The organism is Pannonibacter anstelovis (assembly GCF_036881715.1).
GTDB lineage: Bacteria > Pseudomonadota > Alphaproteobacteria > Rhizobiales > Stappiaceae > Pannonibacter > Pannonibacter anstelovis.
On record NZ_JBAKBF010000001.1, the window covers coordinates 361386 to 384327 of the forward strand.

Here is a 22942-nt window from a genome sequence, read left to right on the forward strand (position 1 = left end):
GTCAAGTCAGCAGGCGCCGGGCCCCGCGCCAGATCAGCCACTGGCGCCGCAACTGCGACAGGGAAACCTCGGAGCGCAGCGGGTCATATCCCTTCTGCTCCATCTTCCCCAGAAACGCCTCGACGAGCGTAACCGGCAGGAATGCCGGAACAATGGCAGGCGTGCAGACTGTTTTCAGGCCCTTTACGCGGCCGAGGTGATGGCGGACATGCTCACGCATCTCAGCCAGCGCAGCCCCGAGTTCCTGCGTCGCTTCCCCCCGGAACAGGGTTTCCCGGTCCACACCGTGCCGGTCAAGCACATCGGCAGGCAAGTAGAGCTGACGGCGGGAAGCGTGCCAGGGCAGAGCCCGGAGCAGCCCCGTGAGACCGTAGGCAACGCCTGCATGACCGGCCAGGTCACAGGTACCAGCCTCATCCCCGCCAGCCAGAATGATCGAGGCGAGTTGCATGAGCGCCGAAGACGTCTCCCCCGTATAGCCCTCCAGATCATGAAGGGTTGGCATGGGATCGTCGTAAAGATCAAAGACCCGTGCATCGATCAGCCCCTGCAAGGCCGCGACAGGAAGCCGGTAACGGTCGATGGTCGTGGCAAGGGCCGCAGCCACCGGGTTGGCATTGGCGTCACCATGAGCGCTGCCTGCGAGAAAATCCCGCCACCACTGCAGGCGGACTTCGCCGGGCAGAGGGTCCCGCACCAGTTCACGCACCCGCGCAACTTCCATGTTGAAGGCATAAAGGGCCATCAATCCGCCGCGGTGTTCTTCCGGAGCAAGCAATGCCGTCAGATAGCGGTCAGGATCGAGCTGGCGCACCAGCGCTTGTGCGTGGTCAAAATTCGTCTGCATTCTTGCCTAAATAGGCCTCTTTCCAGCGCGCACCAGAGCGGTGAACTGCGGATACCTCAAGAGTTCAGTGTTTGGCATCAGACTGACCTTCAGATCAATCCACCGCAATCAGCGCGGCAGCAGCGGCACGGTCTTCCGAGAGAAGGACGTTGAGCGTGCGCACAGCAGCGCCTGTGGACATGGGTTCGGCCTTGATCCCGGCCTCGCGGAACAGGGTTCTCAACTCGCTGCCGAGAGGTTTGAGCTCCACGCCAGTGCCAATCAGCAGCACCTCGATATCCCCAGCCTGCTCCAGCACCCTGGCGAACGCCCCGGGTGTGAGGTCTGCAATGCTTGTCACATCCCAACCGTGAATGCCGCTTGGCAGGCACAGGATGGACCCATGATGAGACATGCCCGCAAAGCGGAACCCGCCGCCTCCATAGGAGTCGACGGGTGCGCGTCCGGGAAAATGAGCCTTGCGGATTTCCATGAAACCGCCTTCAGGCCGTCTTGGCCGCTGACTTGCCGTCCTTGGCACCATCCTCTTCCTCCCCGCCGCCTGTGCCGCGCAGGTTGAACAGGATGAGCATGGGCGCCGCGAGGAAGATAGACGAATAGGTGCCGATCACCACGCCGATGATCATCGCAAGCGTAAAGGACTGGATGACCTCACCGCCGAAGATATAGAGAGCCAACAGGGCGATCAGCGTCGTTACCGACGTCATTGTCGTGCGGGCCAGCGTCTCGTTGATCGACAGGTCCAGAAGCTCGGGAAGCGGCATCTTCTTGTAGCGCCGCAGGTTCTCGCGGATCCGGTCATAGACCACGACCGTGTCGTTCAGCGAATAACCGATGATTGTCAGAATGGCCGCAATGCTCGACAGAGTGAAGTCCAGCTGCAGAATCACGAAGAGACCGATGGTCACGATCACATCGTTCAGCGTCGTGAGAATGGCTCCGGCGGCAAACTGCCACTCGAAGCGGAACCAGACGTAGAACAGGATACAGACCAGAGCCACCGTGACGCCCATAGTGCCGGCGAAGGCCAGTTCACCCGAAACGCGCGGACCGACGATCTCCACGCGGCGGAACTCCACCTGCCCTTCGAAAGCTTCGCGGATGTTGTTGATGGCCGCCTGCTGGGTCAGCTCACCGCCATCCTGCTGCTCGATGCGGATCAGCACCTCGTCAGGATCGCCAAACTGCTGCACCTGGACGTCGCCAAGGTTCAGACCCGACAGCTCACCACGAATGGCTGCCAGGTCGGCTGGCCCTTGCGTCTTAAGCTCGATCAGGCTGCCGCCCTTGAAGTCGATGCCGTAATTGAGGCCGACCGAGAAGAACAGGCCAAGGGAAGCGAGGGCGATCAGGATGGACAGCGGGAAGCTGACCTTCCTGAACCACATGAAGCGGTACTTGGTGTTGTCCGGAAAAAGACGGAGCAAAGCCATGACGTGTTTCTCCCGGATCAGAGCGCAAGCTTCGTCGGCCGGGCCCTGCGGACCCAGATAGCGACGAGAAGCCGAGTAAATGTGAAGGCCGTGAACACGGTCGTGAGAATGCCGATGGCAAGCGTCACGGCAAAGCCGCGCACCGGTCCGGAACCAAGCTGGAACAGCACGAGTGCTGCAATCAGCGTCGTCACGTTGGCGTCCACGATAGTGCCGAAGGCGCGGGAGAACCCGGCATCGATCGCCGAAATGGCCGAGCGTCCGGCACGGTACTCTTCGCGGATGCGCTCGTAGATGAGCACGTTGGCGTCCACCGCCATGCCGATGGTCAGCACGATGCCTGCGATGCCCGGCAGTGTCAGCGTCGCCTGCAACAGCGTCAGCATTGCAAAGATCAGGATCACGTTGACGGCCAGCGCAATGTCGGCGAACAGCCCGAAGCGGCCATAGGCAAGGATCATGAAGATGACGACAGAGGCCGCACCGATCACCGAAGCCAGACGGCCCGCATCAATCGAGTCCTGGCCAAGACCGGGTCCGATGGCGCGTTCCTCAATCACGGTCAGCTTGGCCGGCAGAGCACCGGCACGCAGCAACACGGCCAGATCGTTTGCGGTCTGTACGGTGAAATTGCCCGAAATCTGACCCGATCCCTGCGTAATCGGTTCATTGATGCGCGGCGCCGAAATCACCTCATTGTCGAGCACGATCGCAAAAGGACGGCCGACGTTCTGGGTGGTGACCGTGGCAAACTTGCGCGCCCCCGCCGTGTTCAGGCGGAAACTGACAACAGGCTCGTTGGTCTGCTGGTTGATCGAAACCTGCGCATCGGACAGATCCTCGCCGGTCATCAGCGGGGCTTCCTCCACAAGGTAAGGCACAGGAGGATCATCCACCGAGCTCAGCACCATCGTGCCGGCTGGCGGACGGCCCTGCATAGCCTGCTCGGCAGACATGGTGGTGTCGACAAGGTGGAAGGTCAGCTGCGCCGTCTGCCCGATCAGCGACTTGAGCCGCTCGGGATTCTGCTCGCCGGGCGCTTCCACAAGAATGCGGTCCGTTCCCTGGCGCTGGATGTTCGGCTCAGTCGTGCCAAGCTCATCCACACGGCGGCGGATGACCTCGATCGACTGCTGCACGATCGATGCCATACGCTGATTGAGACCCTCTTCGGTGAAGGTGAAGCGGACCAGGCCGTCATCTTCCACCGAGAGGGAGAATTCGTTGACCGAGCCGCCGCCGAAAAGGGAGTTTACCAGCGGATTGACCAGCGGCTGCAGACGTTCGCGTACATCAGCCAGCCGGTCCATATCCCGGATGCGGAGCTGAACGCTCTCACCCTGGATGCCAAGACCGGTGTAGCCGATGCGCGGCTCCTTGCGCAGTTCGCTGCGGATCTCACCTGTCAGCGTCGTCAGGCTCTTCTGGATATAGTCCTGCCGGTCGATTTCATAGAGCAGATAGGCACCGCCCTGAAGATCGAGACCAAGCACAATCTGGCGCTGGGGAAGCCACTTGGGCCAGGATGCAAGTGTCGAAGCCGGCAGAAAGTTCGGCAGAACGGACACAATGCCCGCAAGGACCACACCAATGATCAGTGCGATCTTCCAGCGTGCGAAATAGAGCATGACGAAACGCCTGTATTAAGGCCCGGCACAAAAGGCCGGGCCAATGGGATCCGCAGGGATTGGATTATTCGCCGTCCTTGACCGGCTCGGACTTGGAACGCACTTCCTGCACCATGGAGCGCACCAGACGCACGCGCACGCCTTCAGACAGTTCGACCTGCACTTCCGAATCGTCAACTACCTTGACCACCTTGGCGATGAGGCCACCAGCCGTGACCACCGTATCGCCGCGGCGCAGGTTCGCGATCATTTCCTGATGCTTCTTCATCCGCTGACGCTGCGGACGGATGATGAGGAAATACATGATTGCGAAGATGGCTACGAACGGCAGCATCTGGATCAGGAAGTCCGGGCCGCCAACTCCGGCAGTCTGGGCATAGGCAGGGGTAATCAACATCAAGCTCTCCTCGCAGAAGGGCGATTCTCGCCAGTGGCGGACGGCACCATCCGTTTATTTCTGGTTTCGCCTTCATCAGATTGCGCGGACTATACCGAGGGAGCCCCGCAATTCAAGCCATGCTGCAATATTGAGCGTACCGATCCAGCCAAAACCGGCATTTCGGCGCTCTCCCCCGCGTGCTAAGCCTGATGAAGACGCGTTTCCTCGCGCCATATAGGCACTCAGACCGCGAGTTACACCTGCAAGATGACCCAAGGCGCCAAAGATTTTCCGCAAACCGGCCCAGATTTCCAGCTGCTGTCGGCAAAGCTCGACACGCTGATCAGCCTGATCGCCCGCGCTGTTCCTGCACAACCATCTGCCCCGGACTTTACCTCGGCAGATGCCTTTGTCTGGCAGCCCCAGCCGGGCGAGCTGTCTCCCGTGCCAAAGGTCAACCGGGTCGAACTGGAACTCCTGTGCGCAGTGTCGCGCGTCCGGGATCTCCTTTTTGAAAACACCATGCGCTTTGCCAAGGGACTGCCCGCCAACAATGCCCTGCTGTGGGGCGCCAGAGGCATGGGCAAATCGTCGCTGGTGAAGGCCGTTCACGGACACATCAACGCATCCGGCTCGATCCCGGCCCTGAAGCTGATCGAGATCCACCGGGAAGACATCGACACCCTGCCCTCCCTGATGAAGATCATAAAGGCCGCACCACACCGCTTCATCATCTTCTGCGATGACCTGAGCTTCGATCACGATGACACCTCCTACAAGTCACTGAAGGCGGTTCTGGAGGGCGGAATCGAAGGGCGGCCGGAGAATGTCATCTTCTACGCCACCTCGAACCGCCGCCACCTGCTGCCGCGCGACATGATCGAGAACGAGCGCTCGACAGCCATCAATCCGGCGGAAGCAGTGGAGGAAAAGGTCTCGCTGTCCGACCGCTTCGGCCTCTGGCTTGGCTTCCACAACTGCAGCCAGGATGACTATCTTGAAATGGTTGGCGGCTATGTCCGGCACTTCGGACTGGAGATCGATCCCGCCGCCTTGCGCGCAGAGGCGCTGGAATGGTCCACCACACGCGGCGGACGCTCGGGGCGCGTCGCGTTCCAGTATATCCAGGATCTGGCCGGACGCCTCGGCAAGCCGCTCACCTGAATAACTCATTGCAGGAATCAAAACTGCCCGGAGCGCTGAAGCACTCCGGGCAGTTTCGTCATGAGAAGTCCCTGCGTCCTCAGATCAGCCTTTCGGCAGGTAGCGCGTAGGATCGACCGGACGGTTGCCCTGACGCAGCTCGAAGTGAACCTGCGGCTGTGTGACGTTGCCGGTTGCGCCAGCCTTGCTGATTACCTGACCGCGCTGCACTTCGTCGCCGCGCTTGACCATGATTTCGCTGTTGTGGGCATAGGCGGAAACCCAGCCATCAGCATGGCGGATCAGCACCAGATTGCCGAAGCCCTGCAACTCGTTGCCGGCATAGATGACGGAGCCATCGCCTGCGGCCTTGACCGGCGTGCCTTCCGGAACAGCCAGATTGATACCGTCATTACGGGCACCGCCGGGCTTGGAGCCAAACTCGGAGATAACCCGGCCGCGCACTGGCCAGCGGAACATCGGCCCGCCAACGGTTTCCTCGGGATCGATGGAAGCCGTCTGCATCGGCTTGCTTTCACCAGCCGCAGAATTGAGTGCATCTATGGCCGGCTTGTCATTGGCAGGCAGGCTGGACGCAGGCACCTCACGCAGCGCCGCGATCGGGGCGGCAGGTTTCGGCTCGTTTGCACGTGCCACCGGTGTTTTCACCTGAGCCGGAGCATTCGTAGCCTCGCGCACGCCAGCCGGCTTGCGGTCAGGCGCCGATACAGCGGCAAGCTGCTGCGCAGCAGGTGCCACGGTGCCCGTCGTGGCCGGCGAATCTCCGGCTGGAGGCAATGCTGTCTGCGGAGCGGAAGCGCCAGCCGTTGAGTAGGTGGGAATCAACACGGTCTGCCCCGCCCGCAGCGGCGCATTCTTGTCGATCCCATTGACGGCAGCAATTGCGTCGGCGGGAACACCGAAGCGCTGCCCCATGGAAGCTACAGATTCGTTCTGGCGTGCACTCACGCGGGTTCCGCCTGCGCTCGACCAGCCGCGCCAGGATTTTTCACCCTGCCCGGCAGCCTGCAGCTGCGCAGGAACAGGTGCTGCTGCAACGGGAGCAGGATTGCTGGACGTCTGCGTCAGCGGCGGAAGTGCCGAACCGGACACCGAGCTGGTTGCCCGGGGCGAACCGCCCGATGCAGGCAGGCTGCCGTTATACGCGCCGCGCCCAGCAACCACATCCTGATAAGACGGCTGACCGGCACCGCCCGGCTGCCCGAGAATCGCACGCTGATTGGGAGTGCTGCCCGTGTAAATAGGGCCGTCTGCAAACCGCTCCATGCTCCCGCTGCAGCCCGCACCTACTGAAGCCAGCACACAGATTGCTGCGACCCGCAAACGCAGGGAGCTGCGATACTCACGCATCGGATTTGCCATCGCCCTACTCTGATCCACAGTTGAAAACCACTGGCAATCATTAGAAGCGAGTAAGGTTGACAAAGCCTAAACGCCAGATCAACAAAAGGTAAACCCTTTGGTTTTCGGGCCTTTAGAGCACCTGCGCGATCCCATCACGCAAGGAAACAAGCCGGACTTCGCCAACTTTGGTGCTGAGATACTCACCATCCTTCTTGCGCATGCACATCAGATCCTGCTGCTGCCCGGCAGGACCGACAGGAGCGAGGAGAATTCCGTCCGGCGCAAGCTGAAGCCGCACGGAATCGGGGATGGCTGGAACCGAACCTGTCAGAATGATCCGGTCATAAGGCGCTCTTTCGCGCAGACCCGTCAGTCCATCGGCGTGATGAAACTCGACATTCTGGATCTTGAGCGCAGCAATGCGCTGGCGCGCCAGATTGATCAGCGTCTGATAGCGGTCGGCGGTAAAGACATGCTGGCTCAGGTGGGACAGAATCGCCGTCTGGTAGCCCGATCCGGTGCCGATTTCCAGGACCCGGTGGTTAGGCGCGATTTCCAGAAGCTGCACCATTCTGGCCACCATCGACGGTGCACTGACCACCTGTCCGCATTCGATCGGCAGCAGCGAATCCTCGTAGGCAAAGCGGTGGTGGCGGGCAGAGAGGAACAGCCGGCGCGGCACCCGCTCGATCGCAGACAGCACACGCCTGTCATTCAGCCCGCGGCGGCGCAGGGACAGAACCAGTGCCGCACGGGCTTCCGATTCGTCCTGTGTGACCGTTTCCGGTCCGGTGTCGAACACCTGCGGCATGCTCCACCTCTTTCACGCCCTTGTTGCACCCAGAAATCAGCCCAGATGCTCTGCCACAAGCCCGACAAGATCATGCGCAGTCAGATCCAGACGCAACGGCGTCACGGAGATGCAATTGGCATTGAGTGCGTTGAGATCGCTGTTGCCGACAGGATCATGCGTGCGGGCGGTAAAGCCGAGCCAGAAATACGGGAAGCCGCGTGCATCGACGCGCTCATCCACCATCAGGCCCGTCTGCTCGTGATGGCCCTGCACCGTCACCCGCACGCCCGCCACCTGATCCGCCGGGCAGGCCGGAAAATTGACGTTCAAAAGCGTATACCGCGGCAGTTTGAAGTCCAGAAGCTTGCGGAACAGCGCCGGACCATGAGCTTCCGCCGTAGAATAATCCGGGTTGCGCCCCTGACCGTAGCCATAGGCCTGCGACACGGCAATCGAGGGGATGCCAAGGATTGCCCCTTCCATGGCGCCTGCAACGGTGCCCGAGTAGGTCACGTCATCGGCGACATTCTCACCCCGGTTGATCCCGGAGAGAATAAGATCCGGCAGTCCGGGAAGCACCTTGCGGGCCCCCATGATGACACAGTCGGTCGGCGTGCCGCGCAGGGCAAAGTGCCGCTCGTTCACCTGACGCAGGCGCAGCGGCTCAGAGAGCGTCAGCGAATGGGCAACGCCGCTCTGGTCCGTCTCCGGCGCGACGATCCAGACATCATCGGACAGGGTCTTCGCAATCCGCTCCAGAGCATAGAGCCCCGGAGAATGGATGCCGTCATCATTGATGATGAGAATGCGCATGGCTCACCCGATCTTTTCGAGGCCGCCCATATAGGGCCGCAGAACCTCCGGCACCGTGATGCTGCCATCGGCGTTCTGGTAGTTCTCCATCACCGCGATCATCGTGCGGCCAACGGCAAGACCCGAGCCATTGAGCGTGTGCACGTAGCGCAGGCCCTTGGCCGCCGGATCAGAGGGACGCAGGCGTGCGCCCATGCGGCGGGCCTGGAAATCGCCGCAGACCGAGCAGGACGAGATCTCGCGGTAGGTGTTCTGCCCGGGCAGCCAGACCTCGATGTCGTAGGTCTTCTGCGAGCCGAAACCCATGTCGCCGGTGCAAAGGGTCATGACGCGGTAATGCAGGCCGAGCTTCTGCAGCACCATCTCGGCACAGCCGAGCATGCGCTCCAGCTCGTCCAGCGAGGTTTCAGGCGCCGTCACCGACACCAGCTCGCATTTCTGGAACTGATGCTGACGCAGCATGCCGCGCGTGTCGCGGCCGGCCGACCCGGCCTCGGAACGGAAGCAGTAGGTGAGCGCCGTGACGCGCAGGGGCAGCATGTCCTCGGTGAGAATCTCGCCCGCGACAAGATTCGTCAGCGGCACCTCGGCGGTCGGCACCAGATAGTGGCCATCCCCCGCCTTGAAGAGATCTTCCTCGAACTTCGGCAGCTGGCCGGTGCCATAGAGGGTTTCGGAGTTGACGAGCAGCGGCGGCGACACTTCCGTATAGCCATTCTGGCCCGTGTGAAGGTCGATCATGAACTGACCGAGCGCGCGTTCAAGCCGGGCAAGCTGGCCCTTGAGCACAACAAAGCGCGAGCCCGACAGTTTGGCCGCAACGGCAAAGTCCATGCCGCCATTGGCCTCGCCCAGCTCGTAGTGCTCTTTGGGCGCAAAGCCGGGCTTCAGCTCCGGCTTCTCGCCCCAGGTGCGGTAGACAACGTTGCCGCTCTCATCCTCACCGTCCGGCACATCGTCCAGCGGCAGGTTCGGAATGACGCAGAGCGCCTGTTCGAGCGCCTCGTTCAGGCGGCGCTCTTCTTCCTCGCCCTCCTGAATGAAGGTCTTGATCTTGGCGACTTCGTCAATCAGCGCCTGGGCCGCTGTTTCATCCTTCGCAGCCTTGGCCTTGCCGATTTCCTTGGAGGCTGCATTGCGGCGCTCCTGGGCTTCCTGCAGGCGGGCAATGTGGCTGCGGCGCGCATCGTCGAGCGCGATGAGACGGGCGGATGCCTTGTCGAGACCACGGCGTGCGAGGGCTGCGTCGAAGGCGTCGGGATTGTCCCGGATCCACTTGATGTCGAACATGTCAGGCTTCCGCTGAAAGACAGGAAAAGCGGTCCGGACAGACCGGCGGAAGGGGCAAAGGCAAGGAAGCCAGGAAGCGGTTCAGTCCGCCGCTTCGCTCTCTTCCTGCTCGGCCCGCTTGCGCTCGATCATCCGCACCGAAAGAATGGACACTTCGTAGAGAAGCAAGGTCGGGATCGCAAGGCCGATCTGACTGATCGGGTCCGGCGGCGTCAGGATGGCCGCAACGATGAAGGCGATCACCATTGCGTACTTGCGCTTTTCCTTGAGCGTCTGCGAAGAGAGCAGCCCGGCCCGGCCGAGCAGCGTCAGAACCACCGGCAGCTGGAACACGAGGCCGAAGGCGAAGATCAGGGTCATGATGAGACCGAGATATTCACTCACCTTGGCCAGATGCTGGATGGCCACCCTGCCCTCGCCGCCCGTCTGCTCCATCGACAGGAAGAAGCCCATCGCCATCGGCATGACGAAGAAATAGACGAGACATGCGCCCATAAGGAACAGCACCGGCGTTGCCACGAGAAAAGGCAGGAAGGCACTCCGCTCGTTCTTGTATAGCCCCGGCGCCACGAACATGTAGATCTGCGAGGCAATCACCGGAAACGCCAGAAACAGCGCGCCGAACAGCGCCAGCTTCATCTGGGTGAAGAACCACTCCTGCGGCGCGGTGAAGATCATCTCGACAGGCTTGGCGGTGCCAACGGCCTTGAGATAGGGCACCGTCAGAATGTTGTAGATGTCTGTCGCGAAGTAGAAACACACGGCAAACATGATGATGAAGGCGATGACCGACTTCAGCAGGCGGGAGCGCAGCTCGATCAGGTGCTCGATGAGCGGCGCCCTGGAGGCGTCGATGTCGTCCTGGCTCATGCTGTCTTGTCCTGGGAAGCAGGTGCAGCCTGCACTTCGGTGGAGGCGGCCGGAGTGACCGGAGCAGGCTCAGGCTTCGGCGCAGACTTGGATTCTGGAACCTGAGGTCCCGCCACGGGAACAGCTGGCGGCTGATCCCCGGTGGAACTTGCGGCAGAAACAGGTGCCGGTGGTTCAGCTGCTTCAGGCGCTGGAGCCTGAGGTGCAGAGTTCTTACCGGCCACACGGTCCCCTTCGATCGACCTCTTCAGATCGCCCAGAGGATTGAAGTTGGCGGCGGCATCAGCAGCCTTGCGCATGTCATCAATGTCGGCCTGACGCTCAGCCTCGCGGACGGCATCATTGAAGGTCGACTGAAACTCGTTCGCCATCCGCCGCATCTTGCCGACGATCTGACCGAAGGTCCGCAGCATCCGCGGCAGGTCTTTCGGGCCAACGACAATGATTGCCACACAGGCAATCACCATAAGTTCAGCCCATCCGATATCGAACATGAATAACCGCCATCCCTAGCGACAAAGCGGCTGACGTATCAGCCAGCCTTGGACTGGTCCTGTACCTTGTCGGCAGCAACCGGATCAGCCGGCTTGTGTTCGATGGTCTTGGACGCTTCGGGAGCCTTCTCGGCTGTGTCGTCCTCAGCCATGCCCTTCTTGAAACTCTTGATGCCCTTGGCGACGTCGCCCATCAGGTCGGAGATCTTGCCGCGCCCGAAGAGCAGGATAACGATCACTGCGATGATCAGCAGCTGCCAGATACCAATACTCATTCCCAGAACTCCCATTACGGGTCAGATACGAAATGCCCTGCCCTCATGCACCCTTGCCCCTGGCGCAGGACGCTTGTCCACCAAGCGCCAGACTCAGGAGATGTGGGACCCGGAAGGTGGCCCCACAAGCTCCTTCTAGTCGGTTACAGCCTCTTTGGCAAAGGCAAGTACGTCCCGTGGATCAAGCTCCACACTCACATCAGAACCTGCGGTAAGGCCCTCATCGCCACGCAACCTTGCTTTCAGGGGATGGGACAATCCTTCGACGTCCACGAGCACCAGATCCGCCATGCCGATGAAGCGGCGGCTGAGAATGCGTCCCTTGCGCCCCTTGCCCTCCAGGCCTGAGAGAATCACGCCTTCCGGGCGAACGCAGATGTCCAGTTTCGTGCCAGCCGCCATGCAGCGCTCCGGCTCCAGAGCCAGACGGCCCAAGGCACATTCAAGCCCGTCGGCCGTGGCCACACCCTCCAGTTCATTGACCTCGGAGAAGAACCGGGCCGCAAACCGGCTTGTGGGATTGAGATAGAGCTCCCGCGCCGTACCAAACTGCACCAGCCGCCCGCGCCGCATGAGGGCGATCCGGTCACCCATGCGCATGGCTTCTTCCGGATCGTGGGTCACCATGATGCAGGTCGCCCGCGTCTCGCGCAGGATCATCAGGGTTTCTTCGCGCACATCATCGCGCAGGCGCCGGTCAAGGCCGGAGAACGGCTCATCCATCAGCAGGATGCCCGGACGCGGCGCAATCGCGCGGGCCAGCGCAACGCGCTGCTGCTCGCCGCCGGAGAGCGAATGGGGATAATCATCCGCATAACCCGCCAGTCCCACCCGCGCCAGCATCTGCCCGGCAACTGATCGGGCCGCATCCCGGCTCAACTGCGTCAGGCCGAACATCACGTTCTCGCGATTGGTCAGATGCGGAAACAGCGCATAGTCCTGAAACATCAGGCCGACACCGCGTTTCTCTGGCGGCAGGAAGCAGGCCGGACCCGCAACTTCCTCGCCATTGATCAGCACGCGTCCGGACGTCTGCGGCTCGACGCCGGCCGCAATGCGCATCAGCGTTGTCTTGCCGCAGCCCGAATGGCCCAGAAGGCAGAGGATTTCTCCAGGCTCTATACTGAGGCTCACATCATGGAGTGTCGGCACGCCATCGTAGGAATGAAAAACCTTCTCAAAGGCCAGACCAGCAGCAAAAGCCGCCCCTGCCGTGCCGCGCGCCCCCCAGCCGGGGGCATCGCCGCTTTCGGGCTGTTCCTTCAGGACGGTTGCGCTCATTGCTGCGGTTCCTCTTCCTCAAGCTCCTCGAAATCAAACAGCTCCCCGGTCTCCAGCGGATCTTCGTCCGCAGCAAGGGTATCCGAATCGTCCGGCATCGGCACATGGAAGCTGGCAGGGATGGCACTGTCGAGCAGCCCTGCCCCCTTCAGCTCCTCAAGGCCGGGCAGATCGCCAATGACTTCCAGCCCGAAATGGTCGAGAAAAGAATCCGTGGTACCGTAGGTCACCGGGCGCCCCGGCGTCCTGCGGCGGCCGCGCATTCGGATCCAGCCGGTTTCCATCAGCACGTCCAGCGTGCCCTTGTTGGTCGAAACGCCCCGGATTTCCTCAACCTCAGCGCGGGTCACCGGCTGGTGATAGGCGATAATGGCAAGGGTTTCCAGCGCTGCGCGCGAGAGCTTGCGCTGTTCCACGGCCTCGCGTTGCAGCAGATAGGCCAGATCCTCCGCCGTGCGGAAGGCCCACTTGCCGGCCACCCGCACCAGATTGACGCCGCGCATCGCATAATGGCGCTTCAGCTCCGAGAGAAGGCCATCCACATCCATGCCCTGCGGCAGGCGGGCGGCAATGTCGTCCCGCGCCAACGGCTCGGCAGAGGCGAAGAGCAGCGCCTCCACCATGCGCAGGCCATCCCGGTCGATCTCATCCGCCATCGCGGGCACCCTCCTGCCGTTTTCTGATGTAAACCGGCTCAAACGGGCCGGACTGGCGCAATTCGATATGCCCTTCGCGCACCATCTCAAGGCTGGCGGAGAAGGTGCTGGCCAGCACCGTCGCCCGTTCCTGATCGTCCATCAGATAATCCATCAGATAGGAATTGATCGGCGCCCACTCTGCCATGCTGCCAACAAGACGCGTCAGGATGTCACGGGCCTCCTGCAGTGACCACACCGTCCTGAGCCGCACCCGAACATGGGTGACCGACTGGCGCTGGCGCTGCGCCGCATAGGCAGTAAGAAGCTCGTAGATGGTCGCCGTCCAGACACTCTTGCGCTGAACGGCCAGCTGCTGGGGCGCGCCGCGGGCAAATATATCCCGGCCGAGCCGGTTTCGGGCCATCAGCGCAGCGGCGGCATTGCGCATCGCCTCCAGGCGCTGCAGGCGGAAGGCAAGCGCTGCAGCAAGCTCCTCACCCGTCGGCTCCTCCTCGTTCTTCTGTTCGGGAATCAGCAGGCGGGACTTCAGATAGGCGAGCCAGGCCGCCATCACCAGATAGTCGGCGGCAAGCTCCAGCCGCATCTTCTGGGCCTCAGAGACGAACGTCAGATACTGTTCCACCAGCGCCAGAATGGAAATGCGGGTCAAGTCCACCTTCTGTCCGCGCGCCAGCGTCAGCAGCAGGTCGAGCGGGCCTTCAAAGCCGTCCACATCCACGACAAGCTGCGGATCGGACACCGCCCGCTCGCTGTCGATGGGCGGGCCTTCCAGAAAGTCCGGCTGTGTCACCATCTGCCGTTTCCTTCACGCGCGGATTTCAGTCTGGTGCGGTTTCACGCCAGCCCTGCACCGGTCAAAAGTTCATCCAGTTCCGCCCGCGCTGCGAGCGCATCGAAGTCCGTTTCCTGCGCCTTGCACATGGCGAGGGCGCGCGCGCAGCGGGCAAGGCTGGCGCCCTGCAGCACCGGAGCAACTGCCGCCACCTGGCGCATCTCTTTGAGATCCCCGTTGCAGTGAAGCGCAAGATCACAGCCCGCAACAAAGGATTTCGCCGCCCGGCTGCCAATATCGCCGCCCAGAGCCTCCATGGAAAGATCATCACTCATCAACACGCCGTCAAAGCCGATCTGGCGGCGGATGACTTCTTCAATGATGATCTTCGACTGGGTGGCCGGATGCTCCGGATCGATATCCTCGAACAGCAGATGACAGGTCATGCCCAGCGGCAGATCTGCGAGCTTGCGGAACGGCAGCATGTCCACTGCTTCCATCTCGGCTCGCGAGGCACGCACCCGCGGCAGTTCCAGATGGCTGTCCACTTCCGCACGCCCGTGGCCCGGCAGATGCTTGATCACCGGCAGAACGCCGCCCGCCAGCAGCCCCTCACAAGCGGCCCGGGCAAGCGCTGCCACCGTCTCCGGCTCCCCGGCATAGGCCCGGTCGCCGATGGCGTCCACAGTCTGCGGGAACAGCACATCCAGCACGGGCATGCAATCGACGGTGATACCAAGCCCGGCAAGGTCACAGGCAATCAGCCGCGCCCCCAGAAAGGCGGCGCGCAGGCCTTTTTCACGGTCCAGCTTGTAAAGCTGCCCGAAGCGGCGCGCAGGCGGATAGGACGGAGCGAGCGGCGGGCGCAGGCGCTGCACCCGCCCGCCTTCCTGATCGATCAGCACCGGTGCATCGTCGCGTCCAACCGCGTCACGGAAGGCGGCTGTCAACGCCCCGATCTGCTCGCGGCTCTCGCAGTTACGGCGGAAGAGAATGAGCCCCCAAGGGTCTTCGGCAGCCAGAAAGGCGCGCTCATCCTGCGAAAGTTCCAGCCCCGCACAGCCCGTGATGAATGCCTTCGTCATCAAACACCTTCGCGGGCGTCCTTCCACAGGAACAACCCGGATCTGTCAGGCTGCACAAAGGGCTGATTTGCACCCTCTGCGCGCCTGGCCCATAAACATGCCCTGAGACCCATGTGCCAATCACAGGATGCCATCATGCGCAAGCGCCACGACACACCCAAGGGAAGTCTTCACAGCCTCACGGTCGCAAGCCCCCTGCTGGCAGCCAATCTCCTGGGCGATCCGGCAGAGCGCGAGGTCATCGTCTACGTGCCCCATGGCCATGATGGCAAGGGACTTCCGCTTCTTGTCGATCTGGCGGGCTTTACCGGTTCGGGCCCTGGCCATGCCGCCTGGAAGAATTTCGGCGAGAACCTGCCCGAGCGGCTTGACCGGATGATCGAGGACGGCACCCTGCCTCCCGTTGTCATCGCCATGCCGGACTGCTTCACCAGACTGGGCGGCAACCAGTATGTCGATTCGGCCGCCATGGGTCTGTGGGCGCAATATCTCACCGGGCCAATGCTGGAGGCAGTCGAGGGCCGGTTCGGGTGCGGCGGTGCGGGCCGGCGCGGGCTTTTCGGCAAGTCTTCCGGCGGCTATGGCGCCATCATCCACGCCATGCGGCATGCGGACATCTGGTCCGCCGCCGCCTGCCATTCCGGCGACATGGCTTTCGAGCTGTGCTACCTGCCTGACATGCCCAACGTGTTGCGGACACTGGCGCGCAAGGGCGGCTCGGTGGAGCGTTTCATCACCGACTTCGAGGCAGGACCGAAATTCTCCGGCGCCGACATGCATGTGCTGATGTCCCTCGCCATGGCCGCCAGCTATGATCCGGACCCGGACAGTTTCTGCGGCATCCGCCTGCCCGTCACTTCCGGCACATGCGAACTCATCCCCGAGCGTTGGGCCAACTGGCTGGCACATGACCCGGCGCAGATTGTCACACAGCACCTGGACGCGCTTGCCAGCCTCAAGGCGCTGTGGATCGATTGCGGTGATGTGGACCAGTACAATCTTCTCTACGGCGCCCGCCGCCTGCACCAGACGCTGACCGCAAGGGGCGTCACGCATGTCTATGAGGAGTTTCCGGACAACCATTCCTCCATCGACTACCGGCTGGAGCGCAGCTTGCCGCATCTTGTGAAGGCATTGCTGTAACAGGCTGTATTCAAATAAAAAACGCCGGTCATGCGACCGGCGTTTTTTTTATGTTCGGGCTATCCGTCTCAGTTGCGGCGGACGAAGCAGTCGCCGCCAGCAGACTGAAGGCTGCCGCAGAGCGCATCGGCAGCATCCTTGGACCCGGCCGGAATGCGCACACGGTAGAACGTCCCCCGGCCCTCGATCTCGATAGGCTCGATCACCGGCGTCTGCCCGCCGAGCACCGACGGATAGCGGCGTTGAAGGGCTGCGTAGGCGGTTTGCGCCTGTTCCTGACTGCGTTGAGACGTTACCTGCACCACATAGGTGCCCGGTGCGATCGACGAAGCGGCCGGAGCGGCGGCCTGCGCCTGCTGCACGGGCTGCGCCGCAACGGGCTGGGGTGCAGCAGGCTGCGTCAGATTAAGCGGCCCGGACCGGACCGGCTGCGGGGTCGAGGGCTGAGCCGGGACCGGCTGTGGCTGAACAGCAGCAACCTGAGCACCCGGCGCAGGCTTCACGCGTGGCGACGCCCCCTTGAAGATTGCGTCCGCAGCCTGCTGCTCTTCCGGTGTTACCGGTGTCAAAGCACCGGCCGCCCCCTCAGCGCCCGGTGCTGGCGGCAAGGAAGTAATTGGAGCAAGCGCACCAGCAGCGCCGGGCATGCCTGGCGTTTCAAGCGCCGGAGCCTGCGCAACGGGCGCCGGCGAAACGGTGCGGACGGTCCCCGCCCCGGCCGTATCAGAGCCCGAGGTGCCGTTGATAATCGTTCCGTCAGGCCGCACTACAAGCGTTCGCACCCGCTTCGGCGCCCCTGGCGTCAGGTCCGATGCAGAACCGTCAACCGGTGCCGGGGGAAGTTCCGCCGGCTCGGGGCTGTCCTGCACGACCATGCGCTCACCATCCGCAGGCTCCCCGCCAACACGGTCGTAGATGAGCTTGGCGGGCTGGCTCACGCCACTTTCAGCCGGTTCGGGATAGGTCTTCAGCGGCTCTTCGAGCCCTGCAATCACCTGAGGCGGGCCATCAGGCACAGATGAGCCGCCAGTTCCGAACAATGCAAAGACCGCGCCTCCCACAACCGCCACACCAAGCACAGCGGCAGCGATTTTCAGCCCGCGGCGGCTGTTGCCAGCATGCGGAGCTGCCTTCTCTTCATATGAGGAGTGGGGCGGAAGGATACCGGCGCCCGCAAGCGTCGGGTCGCTTTCCTGCATGGCACGGGCGACCGCATCGAGATCGTAGCCCCCCGGAGGCGGCGGCGCTTCGTCCTCGTCATACAACAACGGCAGCTGCTGCGCCTGCGGGCGGCTCTGGGCAAAAATATCCGCAATGTCGCCTTCAGACAGATTATCTTCGACAGGACCTGCATCACGCGGAAGATTGCGCAAAGCATCCGGCCAAGCCATGTCGTCAATATCGGCAGCATCAAGGCTGGACGGCATTCGCTCGGGCTCAGTGCCCTTCTGCAGTCTTTCGTCCTTGAACAGGGAGCCAACCAGATCATCAAGCTCCGCAAAACTGGCGGAAGCTTCCTTTGCACTGCGCACAGCTGCATCGGAGGCCAGCGACGGCCAGGGCTGCGTCGCATCCGGCACAAAGGGAACTGCAGCGGTAGCTGCCTTGCTGGGCTGGGGCGCGGCCGCCAGCGCTTCGGGGTCATAGCCTCCGTAGGACGGCGCACTGGCGGGCTTGTCCGAATGCTCGGCCCTGGCCTGAGGCATCTGAGGTGTTGCGCGCGGCTTGAAGGCCCGTTCTGCAGACTTTGACCCTGCAGCCGGGGTCTCCTCGCTCAGCGCAGACACCAGCGATCCGGCAAGAGCAGCCGAAAGCTCTGCCGCCATGGACCCTGTCCCTGCATCACGCGCGGAAGGAACAGGCTCCTCCTCACCGTATCCGGCAGAGGGAAAAGCCGGCTGTGCGCGGTTCTGGCCTTGAAGCCCAGCTTCAAAGGCCTCCTGCAGCTCTCCTTCAAGCCCTTTCTCCAGGCTGGCAGCAAAATCAAAGCCGCTTCCCTGATCCAGGGACCCGCGCAATTCGCTCTGAGCCTCATCGTCATAGCGGTTTCCACCGGGCGCCGGATTTCCGTTGCCGGTCTCACCGAAGTAAGTGTCATCTGCCGGGTAAGCGCCGCTCTCTGCATAGCCTTCGCCGGAATAGACAGCGGAGCCATAAGACTGGCTGCGGTAGACCTCGTCGCCGTCCATGGAAGCATCATCGGCCGCAAAGCCAGCAAGCTCTTCCGGATCGAGAGACAGATTCAGGCCCTGAGGCGCTCCAGCCGCAGAATCGTCCTGCGTGGGGTAGTCATCACCCGGGCCGGCAGCCAGAGACGAAACAAAGGCATCTTCATTCAGCTGGAGACCAGACGAACCACGCAGCGCATAGCTGTCAAGGGCAGGTTCATACTGCTCAGGCTCTGCCTCTTCATAGCGCAAGGATTCGCCGCTGCTGCGGACATCCGGTGTCACAAAAGGCTGGGACACAGTCTCCGGATAGCCGCTTTCCTCACTGCGCGGCGTGCCGTAGGGGTCTTGCAGCTGGAAACCTTCAGGCAAGGCACGAGACGGCTCGTCAAAGTCCGGCTGGGCCGGATAGGCTTCGTACGGCTCGTCCGCATAGGATGCAGCGTCAGAATAAACCTCTTCGCCGGCATAGCCCTGCTGCGGACTGTAAGCGTCCAGGCTCTCGCCGCCGCTGTAGCTGGCAGGCGGAGAGACCGGGGCCTGTTCCACCGGCTCCCGCAGCAGCTCATCCTGATCAAGCGCTGCGAAATAATCGCCGCCGGCCTCCGGAGACGCAGGACGGTTGCGGTTGACGATGCGCGCCAGCTGAACCAGCGGATCCTCAGCGCCCAGCTGATCGTCCGTGTGCCGCGCGGCAGAATCTGCCTCACGGAGGGAATCGGATCTGGGAAAGTCAGAGCGTTGAGACATATTCGTGTTGCGTTCCACCGATGGCATCCGGCCAGGCCAACTGGCTATCCGGGATCACCCGGCCGGACACGCTCTCCTGCCTCAGCGCATTTCCTGGGGGGCGTCGACTCCAAGAATTGCAAGCCCAGAAGCAAGAACCAAAGATACCGCCCTCACAAGAGCAAGACGCGCGAGAGTCAACTCTGTATTTTCAGGGTTAATAAAACGTAATTGCGGCATTTCCTTGCCACGGTTCCAGTGCGCATGCAAGGAACTTGCCAGATCATGCAGGAAAAACGCGATTCTGTGCGGCTCATGCGCCTCCGCAGCGGCGTCAACCATCTTCGGCCACATCGCCAGCTTGCCGATCAGCTCCAGCTCGCCAGAATCACTCAGAGCTGCATAGTCCGCTGCAGACAGGGCCGCATCCGACAGATCCTGCCCGTTCAGTTCTTCCGCAGCCTGACGCAGCACAGAGCAGCAGCGGGCATGGCCATATTGCACGTAGAAGACGGGATTGTCCTTCGACTGCTCCGTCACCTTCTGGAAATCGAAGTCGAGCGGTGCGTCATTCTTGCGGAACAGCATCATGAAGCGCACCGGATCCCGGCCCACTTCTTCCACTACATCGCGCAGGGTGACGAAATCGCCAGCACGTTTGGACATGCGCACAGGCTCGCCCGCCCGGAACAGCTTCACCAGCTGGCACAGGCGCACGATCACCTCGGACGAACCGCCGGAAATGGCCTTGCCGACCGCTTCCAGACGCTTCACATAACCGCCGTGGTCGGCGCCCAGCACATAAACCATCTCCTTGAAGCCACGCTCGTATTTCGACAGGAAATAGGCGACGTCTGCAGCGAAGTAGGTGTAGGAGCCGTCTGACTTCTTCAGCGGGCGGTCGATATCGTCACCAAAGCCGGTGGCGCGGAACAGGGTCTGCTCGCGGTCTTCCCAGTCCTCCGGCAGCTGGCCCTTCGGCGGCGGCAGGGTGCCCTCATAGACGAGATCACGGCCGCGCAGCACGTCCAGCATCCGGTCGATGGGCGATTCTCCGCCTTCGTTGCGCTGATGCAGGGTGCGCTCGGAGAAGAACACATCGTGATGCACGTTGAGGAGCTTCAGATCGCCGCGGATCAGCTCCATCATACCCGAAATCGCCGCTTCCTTGACGATGGGCAGAGCAGCATCCTCCCCCATCTCCAGCAGAGCCTTGCCATGGGCCTTTGCCAGCTCTTCACCCACCGGCTTCAGATAGTCGCCCGGATAGAGGCCTGCCGGAATTTCGCCGATGTCCTCGCCCAGAGCCTCGCGGTAGCGCAGGAAGGCGCTGCGGGCGAGCGTGTCGATCTGCGAGCCTGCGTCGTTGATGTAATACTCGCGGGTCACCTCGTATCCGGCGAAGGCCAGAAGATTGGCCAGCGCATCGCCGAAGACCGCACCGCGCGTATGGCCCACATGCATCGGCCCCGTCGGGTTGGCCGAAACATACTCAACGTTCACCTTTGCACCACCGCCAAGCGCGGAACGGCCGAAGTCCAGGCCGCCGTTGACGACAGCGCCCAGAACCCTCTGCCAGACCACTTGCTTGACGCGCAGGTTGATGAAGCCGGGACCGGCGACACTGACTTCGGCAACTTCCGCATCCGTTGCAAGGGCAGCGGCGATCTGGTCAGCCAGGTCGCGCGGCTTCATGCCGAGCGGCTTGGACAGGACCATGGCCGCATTGGTGGCAAGGTCGCCATGGGCCGGATCACGCGGGCTTTCCACAGTGATGCGGTCAAGTTCCTGATCGCTCAAGGGCCTGGGAAGATCGAGCGCCTTGACGGCAGCCTGCACCCGGGTGGTGAATTCAGCAAAGATGTTCATCGTTTGGCCAATCTGGCTTGTCTTGAAAAGGAATGGCTTGAGCGCCCCGGTTTCACCCTGGGGCATGTCTGGCGGCGGGCCTAGCCCAAATCCGGTGTATCGTCAAACAGGCGGCGGTGTTCCTCGATGGCATAGCGGTCTGTCATGCCGGCGATGAAGTCACACACGCGCCGCGCCCGCGCCTCTGGTGCAAGGTCTGCAGCTCCTGCAGCCCATTCCCGAGGCATGTCGGACGGCGTGGCCATGTAATGGGCAAAAAGCTCGCGCGTGATCCGCGCCACCAGCTTGCGCACCGACAGCACGTCCGGGTGCCGGTACATGCGGGCAAAGAGGAAGCGCTTCACTTCCTTTTCGGCCCTGCTCATTTCGGCGGAGAAGTCCACCACCGCGTGCCCAGCCTTGCGGATGTCGTCGGCGCTTTTCGGCTGCAGCTCACGCAGGCGGCGGATGCCCTCGCTAATGACGTCCTCAACCATGCGTGTGATCTGGCGGCGGACGATTTCATGGATACGCCGCGGCTCGTCCAGCCCCGGGTAACGGCTGTCGACTTCCTGCAGGATATCCGCCAGGAACGGTACTTCTGCGATATCCTGAATGTTGAACAGCCGCGCCCTCAGTCCGTCATCAAGATCATGGGCATCATAGGCAATGTCATCGGCGATGGCGGCGGCCTGCGCTTCTGCGCTCGGCCAGCTGTCGAGGCGCAGATCCTGCTTGTCCGCATAGCTGCGGATGGCGAAAGGCAGCACGCTGTCCTTGAACTTGCCAAGGGGCGCGCCCGAGGCATCCACCAGCGGGCCATTGTGCTTCACAAGGCCTTCCAGCGTTTCCCAGCTGAGGTTCAGCCCGTCCCATTCTGCGTAGCGGTGTTCGAGCGACGTGACGACGCGCAGCGACTGAGCATTGTGATCAAAGCCGCCGTAGGGGGCCATGCACTCATGCATGACATCCTCGCCCTCATGCCCGAAGGGGGTGTGGCCGAGGTCATGGGCCAGCGCCAGACATTCCGCCAGATCCTCGTCGAGCCGCAGGGCTCGTGCCAGCGCACGGGCGATCTGCGACACCTCGATGGTGTGGGTCAGCCGGGTCCGGTAGTGATCGCCCTCGTGGTAGACGAAAACCTGCGTCTTGTGCTTCAGGCGGCGGAATGCGGTGGAATGGATGATGCGGTCCCGGTCGCGCTGGAAAGGCGTGCGTGTCGGGCTCTCCGGCTCGGGGTAAAGGCGCCCCAGCGTATGCGCCGGGTCCTGTGCATAGACGGCCCGTGCCTGCGCCCCATACCCAAGGCTCGCTACTGTCATTCAAATCACCCCGCCTGCAAGCTGACCGTACCGGACGGCATTCCTGACCTTGCGCTTCTGCAATTGACGCAGGCCCAATGCGTACATACCTATTAGTCAAGACAAGGCGCAACTGTGATGACACCCTGTGAATGGCTGGATATGGCCATTTTCCTGCAGAAATCCAGCGCCGCCCCCGACAGGAAGCCGAAATCATGAGCACAGACACCCTGGAAGCCGCCACTCCGGTCACCCTGAGCGCCCGCGCCGCCCGCCGTGTTGCGAAGATTCTCTCCGGTGAAGCGCCCGGCGCAATGCTGCGCGTCAGCGTCGAAGGCGGCGGCTGCTCGGGCCTTCAGTACAAGTATGACGTGGTCACTGCCCGCGAGGATGATGATCTCGTGATCGAGCGCGACGGCGCCACGGTTCTGGTCGATTCGGTGTCGCTCCAGTACATGGAAGGCTCGGAAATCGACTTCATCGACGACCTGATGGGCCAGTCGTTCCAGATCCGTAACCCCAACGCGGTCGCTGGCTGCGGCTGCGGGACGAGTTTTACGATCTGAAGGCACATTACCCTTTCGCATCGTATTGCCTCTAGGAGATTGCCATCGTGTGGTCTGCAT

The 22942-nt window shown here is 62.3% G+C and carries 22 protein-coding genes; 3 read left to right on the forward strand and 19 right to left on the reverse strand.

The genetic code is table 11. From position 1 onward, the window contains the following. Position 1 precedes the first annotated feature (1 nt). The 5 genes from V6L75_RS01640 to yajC all read right to left on the reverse strand — a co-directional run bounded on the left by V6L75_RS01640 (position 2) and on the right by yajC (position 4305). Positions 2–847 (reverse strand): phytoene/squalene synthase family protein, encoded by an 846-nt coding sequence (locus tag V6L75_RS01640; RefSeq protein ID WP_334249789.1) that lies wholly within the window; start codon positions 845–847, stop codon positions 2–4. Between the two features lie 94 nt (positions 848–941). Further along, positions 942–1319, reverse strand: coding sequence for an Mth938-like domain-containing protein (locus V6L75_RS01645; protein ID WP_334249790.1), 378 nt, complete (start codon positions 1317–1319; stop codon positions 942–944). Positions 1320–1329: 10 nt separating this feature from the next. After that, positions 1330–2280: a protein translocase subunit SecF gene (gene secF, locus V6L75_RS01650; protein WP_334249791.1), complete on the reverse strand. Its 951-nt coding sequence runs from the start codon at positions 2278–2280 to the stop codon at positions 1330–1332. Positions 2281–2297: 17 nt separating this feature from the next. After that, positions 2298–3908, reverse strand: coding sequence for a protein translocase subunit SecD (secD, locus tag V6L75_RS01655; protein WP_334249792.1), 1611 nt, complete (start codon positions 3906–3908; stop codon positions 2298–2300). 64 nt (positions 3909–3972) lie between these two features. Then, positions 3973–4305: a preprotein translocase subunit YajC gene (gene yajC / locus V6L75_RS01660; RefSeq protein WP_334249793.1), complete on the reverse strand. Its 333-nt coding sequence runs from the start codon at positions 4303–4305 to the stop codon at positions 3973–3975. A gap of 249 nt (positions 4306–4554) precedes the next feature. Here yajC and V6L75_RS01665 point away from each other — a divergent pair, with 249 nt between their 5' ends. After that, positions 4555–5451: an ATP-binding protein gene (locus V6L75_RS01665; RefSeq protein WP_334249794.1), complete on the forward strand. Its 897-nt coding sequence runs from the start codon at positions 4555–4557 to the stop codon at positions 5449–5451. An 84-nt stretch (positions 5452–5535) separates the two neighbouring features. Here the strand turns inward: V6L75_RS01665 and V6L75_RS01670 are convergent, their stop codons facing one another. From V6L75_RS01670 to nagZ, 11 genes are all read right to left on the reverse strand, one after another. Beyond that, positions 5536–6717 carry a M23 family metallopeptidase gene (locus V6L75_RS01670; protein ID WP_334249795.1) on the reverse strand — a complete coding sequence of 394 codons (1182 nt, stop codon included), beginning with the start codon at positions 6715–6717 and terminating at the stop codon, positions 5536–5538. Between the two features lie 208 nt (positions 6718–6925). Continuing rightward, on the reverse strand, positions 6926–7606 hold the full coding sequence (locus tag V6L75_RS01675) for a protein-L-isoaspartate(D-aspartate) O-methyltransferase (RefSeq protein WP_334249796.1): 681 nt from the start codon (positions 7604–7606) through the stop codon (positions 6926–6928). 36 nt (positions 7607–7642) lie between these two features. Next, the gene (surE, locus tag V6L75_RS01680; protein ID WP_334249797.1) at positions 7643–8401 is read right to left on the reverse strand and encodes a 5'/3'-nucleotidase SurE; all 759 of its coding nucleotides are present in this window, start codon (positions 8399–8401) and stop codon (positions 7643–7645) included. A 3-nt stretch (positions 8402–8404) separates the two neighbouring features. Then, positions 8405–9691, reverse strand: a complete 1287-nt coding sequence (gene serS / locus V6L75_RS01685) for a serine--tRNA ligase (RefSeq protein WP_334249798.1) — start codon at positions 9689–9691, stop codon at positions 8405–8407. Between the two features lie 81 nt (positions 9692–9772). Continuing rightward, positions 9773–10561, reverse strand: a complete 789-nt coding sequence (tatC, locus tag V6L75_RS01690) for a twin-arginine translocase subunit TatC (RefSeq protein WP_334249799.1) — start codon at positions 10559–10561, stop codon at positions 9773–9775. Then, positions 10558–11055, reverse strand: coding sequence for a Sec-independent protein translocase protein TatB (gene tatB / locus V6L75_RS01695; protein WP_334249800.1), 498 nt, complete (start codon positions 11053–11055; stop codon positions 10558–10560). Before tatB ends, tatC begins: the two co-directional genes overlap by 4 nt. Before the next feature lie 38 nt (positions 11056–11093). Beyond that, positions 11094–11330 (reverse strand): twin-arginine translocase TatA/TatE family subunit, encoded by a 237-nt coding sequence (locus V6L75_RS01700; RefSeq protein WP_050475185.1) that lies wholly within the window; start codon positions 11328–11330, stop codon positions 11094–11096. A 135-nt stretch (positions 11331–11465) separates the two neighbouring features. Continuing rightward, positions 11466–12611, reverse strand: coding sequence for an ABC transporter ATP-binding protein (locus V6L75_RS01705; protein WP_334249801.1), 1146 nt, complete (start codon positions 12609–12611; stop codon positions 11466–11468). Beyond that, complete coding sequence (gene scpB / locus V6L75_RS01710) at positions 12608–13267, reverse strand: SMC-Scp complex subunit ScpB (protein ID WP_334249802.1); 660 nt, start codon at positions 13265–13267, stop codon at positions 12608–12610. The genes V6L75_RS01705 and scpB overlap by 4 nt, the downstream gene beginning before the upstream one ends. Beyond that, a complete protein-coding gene (locus V6L75_RS01715; protein WP_334249803.1) occupies positions 13257–14063 on the reverse strand; it encodes a segregation and condensation protein A in 807 nt (268 codons plus the stop codon). The genes scpB and V6L75_RS01715 overlap by 11 nt, the downstream gene beginning before the upstream one ends. Before the next feature lie 41 nt (positions 14064–14104). Next, positions 14105–15127 (reverse strand): beta-N-acetylhexosaminidase, encoded by a 1023-nt coding sequence (gene nagZ / locus V6L75_RS01720; protein WP_334249804.1) that lies wholly within the window; start codon positions 15125–15127, stop codon positions 14105–14107. Between the two features lie 135 nt (positions 15128–15262). Between nagZ and V6L75_RS01725 the strand changes: the two genes are divergently transcribed. Next, positions 15263–16270, forward strand: a complete 1008-nt coding sequence (locus tag V6L75_RS01725) for an alpha/beta hydrolase (protein WP_334249805.1) — start codon at positions 15263–15265, stop codon at positions 16268–16270. A 68-nt stretch (positions 16271–16338) separates the two neighbouring features. Here the strand turns inward: V6L75_RS01725 and V6L75_RS01730 are convergent, their stop codons facing one another. The 3 genes from V6L75_RS01730 to V6L75_RS01740 all read right to left on the reverse strand — a co-directional run bounded on the left by V6L75_RS01730 (position 16339) and on the right by V6L75_RS01740 (position 22337). Then, the gene (locus tag V6L75_RS01730; protein WP_334249806.1) at positions 16339–19188 is read right to left on the reverse strand and encodes an SPOR domain-containing protein; all 2850 of its coding nucleotides are present in this window, start codon (positions 19186–19188) and stop codon (positions 16339–16341) included. Between the two features lie 81 nt (positions 19189–19269). Beyond that, complete coding sequence (gene argS, locus V6L75_RS01735) at positions 19270–21036, reverse strand: arginine--tRNA ligase (protein WP_334249807.1); 1767 nt, start codon at positions 21034–21036, stop codon at positions 19270–19272. An 80-nt stretch (positions 21037–21116) separates the two neighbouring features. Next, positions 21117–22337, reverse strand: coding sequence for a deoxyguanosinetriphosphate triphosphohydrolase (locus V6L75_RS01740; RefSeq protein WP_334249808.1), 1221 nt, complete (start codon positions 22335–22337; stop codon positions 21117–21119). Positions 22338–22531: 194 nt separating this feature from the next. Here V6L75_RS01740 and erpA point away from each other — a divergent pair, with 194 nt between their 5' ends. Further along, positions 22532–22882 (forward strand): iron-sulfur cluster insertion protein ErpA, encoded by a 351-nt coding sequence (gene erpA, locus V6L75_RS01745; RefSeq protein ID WP_334249809.1) that lies wholly within the window; start codon positions 22532–22534, stop codon positions 22880–22882. Positions 22883–22942 lie beyond the last annotated feature (60 nt).

Excerpts from the sequence above, each read along its gene's own strand:
- V6L75_RS01640 (WP_334249789.1), bottom strand. The coding sequence starts at position 847 with ATGCAGACGAATTTTGACCACGCACAAGCGCTGGTGCGCCAGCTCGAT.
- V6L75_RS01645 (WP_334249790.1), bottom strand. The coding sequence starts at position 1,319 with ATGGAAATCCGCAAGGCTCATTTTCCCGGACGCGCACCCGTCGACTCC.
- secF (WP_334249791.1), bottom strand. The coding sequence starts at position 2,280 with ATGGCTTTGCTCCGTCTTTTTCCGGACAACACCAAGTACCGCTTCATG.
- secD (WP_334249792.1), bottom strand. The coding sequence starts at position 3,908 with ATGCTCTATTTCGCACGCTGGAAGATCGCACTGATCATTGGTGTGGTC.
- yajC (WP_334249793.1), bottom strand. The coding sequence starts at position 4,305 with ATGTTGATTACCCCTGCCTATGCCCAGACTGCCGGAGTTGGCGGCCCG.
- V6L75_RS01665 (WP_334249794.1), top strand. The coding sequence starts at position 4,555 with ATGACCCAAGGCGCCAAAGATTTTCCGCAAACCGGCCCAGATTTCCAG.
- V6L75_RS01670 (WP_334249795.1), bottom strand. The coding sequence starts at position 6,717 with ATGGAGCGGTTTGCAGACGGCCCTATTTACACGGGCAGCACTCCCAAT.
- V6L75_RS01675 (WP_334249796.1), bottom strand. The coding sequence starts at position 7,606 with ATGCCGCAGGTGTTCGACACCGGACCGGAAACGGTCACACAGGACGAA.
- surE (WP_334249797.1), bottom strand. The coding sequence starts at position 8,401 with ATGCGCATTCTCATCATCAATGATGACGGCATCCATTCTCCGGGGCTC.
- serS (WP_334249798.1), bottom strand. The coding sequence starts at position 9,691 with ATGTTCGACATCAAGTGGATCCGGGACAATCCCGACGCCTTCGACGCA.
- tatC (WP_334249799.1), bottom strand. The coding sequence starts at position 10,561 with ATGAGCCAGGACGACATCGACGCCTCCAGGGCGCCGCTCATCGAGCAC.
- tatB (WP_334249800.1), bottom strand. The coding sequence starts at position 11,055 with ATGTTCGATATCGGATGGGCTGAACTTATGGTGATTGCCTGTGTGGCA.
- V6L75_RS01700 (WP_050475185.1), bottom strand. The coding sequence starts at position 11,330 with ATGAGTATTGGTATCTGGCAGCTGCTGATCATCGCAGTGATCGTTATC.
- V6L75_RS01705 (WP_334249801.1), bottom strand. The coding sequence starts at position 12,611 with ATGAGCGCAACCGTCCTGAAGGAACAGCCCGAAAGCGGCGATGCCCCC.
- scpB (WP_334249802.1), bottom strand. The coding sequence starts at position 13,267 with ATGGCGGATGAGATCGACCGGGATGGCCTGCGCATGGTGGAGGCGCTG.
- V6L75_RS01715 (WP_334249803.1), bottom strand. The coding sequence starts at position 14,063 with ATGGTGACACAGCCGGACTTTCTGGAAGGCCCGCCCATCGACAGCGAG.
- nagZ (WP_334249804.1), bottom strand. The coding sequence starts at position 15,127 with ATGACGAAGGCATTCATCACGGGCTGTGCGGGGCTGGAACTTTCGCAG.
- V6L75_RS01725 (WP_334249805.1), top strand. The coding sequence starts at position 15,263 with ATGCGCAAGCGCCACGACACACCCAAGGGAAGTCTTCACAGCCTCACG.
- V6L75_RS01730 (WP_334249806.1), bottom strand. The coding sequence starts at position 19,188 with ATGTCTCAACGCTCTGACTTTCCCAGATCCGATTCCCTCCGTGAGGCA.
- argS (WP_334249807.1), bottom strand. The coding sequence starts at position 21,036 with ATGAACATCTTTGCTGAATTCACCACCCGGGTGCAGGCTGCCGTCAAG.
- V6L75_RS01740 (WP_334249808.1), bottom strand. The coding sequence starts at position 22,337 with ATGACAGTAGCGAGCCTTGGGTATGGGGCGCAGGCACGGGCCGTCTAT.
- erpA (WP_334249809.1), top strand. The coding sequence starts at position 22,532 with ATGAGCACAGACACCCTGGAAGCCGCCACTCCGGTCACCCTGAGCGCC.